A 3,374-nucleotide genomic window follows, 5' to 3' on the forward strand; every position below is an offset into this window, starting at 1 on the left:
CTCTTAAGAAAAATAAACCTTCCATAAATTGCAATTTCGACTTTCCTCTAAATTATAACCTTATCCCGAATTGACGTAACTACAGCTATGACATGCAACGAACGATAGCCATTATTCTTAGGATTATCAATATAGTTTTTAGACTTCTCTATATTAATAGAATAGATATTATAAATAATATCTAATACTTTATAACAATCTTCCTGTTTATCAACTATAATTCTAAAAGCGACTAAGTCAGTTAATTCTTTCAAGGCAATAGTCTTTCGTAATATCTTCTTTACAATAGAATAAGGGTCTTTTAATCTGTAATATATTTCAGCTACTATGTCATTTTCATACAATTTAGCACTGATAGTACCTATGATATTACGTAAATCATTAGTATTTGTATCTTGCATAATTGATACTCTAGTAAATCATGTAGTGAATTTGTTGAAAATATTAGATAAACAAACAACTAATTATAACATATCGATGTTATCAAAAAATAATTGGCTTGTCAATAACAGGAGGAGATAACATGCCATTAGACAATATGCCATTTGGCAGCACGTAGTAGCGGAGAATATAAATCTTCATCCATAGGAATCAAGATATTTTTCTCTTCTTCTATTGTGGGAGGTCTATCAAGAAAGTAAATTTTAGGTGCATCTTTAATGATAGCAATAGGAGTTTGTTCATTACCTTCACCCATAACAAAAACTGCTGAAGTCGCCAAAGCATCTAAAATATTCACTTGTGTAACCCTTAATGGACTATTATAAAGATCAGGTTTATCAATATATGAATAAATGGGTATAAAACCACACCAACCAAGAGTGATACCGGTTACACCTCGTCTCATGATTGTTGTATGGCTGTCCGTAATCACAACACCAATCTTTTTAAGATTATGTCTCTTTTTTAAATATTCCCATATCCAAATAACTGTTTTTTGAATATTCTCAGGATACAAAACATATACTCCATGTACGTTTGATTCATCTATACCTGCAGAAGGTATAAGTATACCATTCTTGATAGTTAAATAAAGATCATAAGGATTACGGTCTGTTTCCAACACTAAATCTGCTTCTTGCTTAATCAATAAATTCTTACATATACTATCCTTTGAAACTAAACGTCCTTGTATTATGCTAATTATCTTGGATGTTATAGCAACAATATCTTCATCTACAATCTCTTGGATATATTGATCTAAAATTTGTTCCAAACAATCATTAACCTCAATCCTTTGAGTTTTTATACCTTTAACAAGCATGACATTCTACCATTTTCATCATCCCATCAAGAAAGAACCATAGTAATTTAGCTCCTTCTTTTGCTCCATAAAAAACTTTCTGCTGATCGTTTTTGTTAAGAGACTTTATCAGACTAACCAACTGTTCTGTATGCCATTTATCAGCTTCTTGATGAACAGAAAAAAATTGCAATGTTTTATTATCTTGAATTCCATAATGCTTTTTTAAACCATCAATCTTAGAAGCAGCAACTTCTGGTGTTTGCCTTTCATAGGCATATAAAGCCCCTAATCCCGTCGGATAATCTGTTCTCACTAGCTCCAAATATCCTTCAACTAGTTTGCAAGTTGAAACTAATTCTGGAAAATTTGGGATTGACTCCCTTGATACACCTATCCCTTCAGCAAAGCGTAACCATAATTCAGGATGATTATCATCACCTTTCTCCTCATCAATCAAATTCTCTAGCAAAATTTGTCTTGCTTGAATCTTATCACAAAGAGTATGGATTTGACTTATATATCTAGGAAAAGCAGAAACATGATGATAGTATTCTTTTACATAGATTTGTAATATTTCATGTTTCAATAATCCTTCATTCCATAACTTATAAAACGGATGTTTAAGTAAATGAAATACCTCAAGAGATGTATTAAGGTTTGTGCAAAATATCATGATATCTCCTTTATATTTGTAAGCTTACAAATAGTATAATTAGGGTGTTCTTTTAAAATTTTTTCATCCCATCCTTTAAAATATCTTAAATCAATGGATGTATCACCAGAATATAAGTGGTGTATTTTTGTTAGTATAAAATGAGAAATCAGATTATGTTCTAAAAATAAATGAGCAATCTCAGCTCCTCCAATCATAAAAAGTTTCTTTACTAAGTTTAAAGATTGAATATATTTTAGAAACTCATTCAATGAACTTACTATCTTTACATCGTTGGAAATACAATGATGATTACGAGAAAAAACAATAATATCTCTATTATAATCAATTGATGAGAAGTTGGTGACGTCGTCACTCGTCACTCGCCTATTACTTATAGGCGTCGCTCCATCGCTCCTAGCCCCAAATTCTCCTGAATTGACTATAGTTAGCGAAGTTTTTGGTATTATGTTATAAGTCTTTCGTCCCATAATCATAATATGTCCACTAGTTGTAGCTCTAAAATGCTCAAGTTCTTCAGGATAACTCCAAGGTAAAGAGTTTCTATCACCAATAACTCCTTGTTGCGTTGCTGCCATGATACCTATTATCTTCATATGATTACCCTATTGATGAAAGTTTTGATAGGTTGTAAAAAATCGCATATGATTCCTTACATTATGAACACGCAAAAAATCTACCTTATCTTTTAATGCAAGGGAAGTAGCAATAGTTTCAATGTCCCGATTCTTAGCATCAACTGTAGAAAATGCCTGAATATAGGATTTTCTGGAGTGTCCAACCATAATTTGAACATCTAAGCTCCTGAGTTCTTGAACATATCGTAAAATCTCTATGTTTTGATATGACGATTTTCCAAAGCCGATACCTGGATCAAGGATAATATTTTCTTGAGAAAAGCCGATATTTAAGAGACGCTCAATGGATTGCTTTCCCCATTCTTTTATCAAACTAATAGGTCTATGTTCTAAAGATAGAATTAATTCTTGATTAGGTGGAATACTCAATGAATGCATGAAACATAGTTTACAACCTTTCTCAGCAATGCTCTTCAGAGTTCTATTATCAAAATCACCTTTGACATCATTAATCCAACTAATCTGATAATTTTCAAGAAGCCGTTTAACAGTAGATGACCAAAAACTATCTATGCTAACTTTAAGCATTCCTTTATTTATTAATGTTGTAATCCCATCTAGAACAGGCTTTAATTTATTATATTCCTCCTCTGGTGTATGAATTACAGCACCTTGTCTTGTAGATTGAGCCCCAATTTCAATAATACTAGCACCATAACTAGCTAATTCTTGAATTTGTTCAATTGCTTTATCTGGATTGTTAAATTGTCCTCCATCTGAAAAGGAATCATTTGTAACGTTATAGCAGCTAACATATAGGTTCATACAATAATTTTAACGTTCTACAACTTGCCTCAAATAAGGAATCTCCCCTATC

Annotated in this window: 5 protein-coding genes; all 5 read right to left on the reverse strand. The window is 31.7% G+C overall.

All coding sequences use genetic code 11. The features are described from left to right. Positions 1–47 precede the first annotated feature (47 nt). The 5 genes from RiCNE_RS06475 to folP all read right to left on the reverse strand — a co-directional run bounded on the left by RiCNE_RS06475 (position 48) and on the right by folP (position 3,322). Positions 48–401, reverse strand: a complete 354-nt coding sequence (locus RiCNE_RS06475) for a nucleotidyltransferase family protein (protein WP_094649755.1) — start codon at positions 399–401, stop codon at positions 48–50. Between the two features lie 128 nt (positions 402–529). Continuing rightward, positions 530–1,264 (reverse strand): coenzyme F420-0:L-glutamate ligase, encoded by a 735-nt coding sequence (locus RiCNE_RS06480; protein ID WP_094649756.1) that lies wholly within the window; start codon positions 1,262–1,264, stop codon positions 530–532. Then, on the reverse strand, positions 1,254–1,919 hold the full coding sequence (locus RiCNE_RS06485; protein WP_094649757.1) for a CADD family putative folate metabolism protein: 666 nt from the start codon (positions 1,917–1,919) through the stop codon (positions 1,254–1,256). Before RiCNE_RS06485 ends, RiCNE_RS06480 begins: the two co-directional genes overlap by 11 nt. After that, positions 1,916–2,515, reverse strand: a complete 600-nt coding sequence (locus tag RiCNE_RS06490) for a dihydrofolate reductase (RefSeq protein ID WP_094649758.1) — start codon at positions 2,513–2,515, stop codon at positions 1,916–1,918. The genes RiCNE_RS06485 and RiCNE_RS06490 overlap by 4 nt, the downstream gene beginning before the upstream one ends. A gap of 9 nt (positions 2,516–2,524) precedes the next feature. Further along, complete coding sequence (folP, locus tag RiCNE_RS06495; RefSeq protein ID WP_094649759.1) at positions 2,525–3,322, reverse strand: dihydropteroate synthase; 798 nt, start codon at positions 3,320–3,322, stop codon at positions 2,525–2,527. Positions 3,323–3,374 lie beyond the last annotated feature (52 nt).

This window comes from Rickettsia endosymbiont of Culicoides newsteadi (assembly GCF_002259525.1).
GTDB lineage: Bacteria > Pseudomonadota > Alphaproteobacteria > Rickettsiales > Rickettsiaceae > Tisiphia.

Coding starts and splice junctions, on each gene's coding strand:
- RiCNE_RS06475 (WP_094649755.1), bottom strand. CDS start 401: ATGCAAGATACAAATACTAATGATTTACGTAATATCATAGGTACTATC.
- RiCNE_RS06480 (WP_094649756.1), bottom strand. CDS start 1,264: ATGCTTGTTAAAGGTATAAAAACTCAAAGGATTGAGGTTAATGATTGT.
- RiCNE_RS06485 (WP_094649757.1), bottom strand. CDS start 1,919: ATGATATTTTGCACAAACCTTAATACATCTCTTGAGGTATTTCATTTA.
- RiCNE_RS06490 (WP_094649758.1), bottom strand. CDS start 2,515: ATGAAGATAATAGGTATCATGGCAGCAACGCAACAAGGAGTTATTGGT.
- folP (WP_094649759.1), bottom strand. CDS start 3,322: ATGAACCTATATGTTAGCTGCTATAACGTTACAAATGATTCCTTTTCA.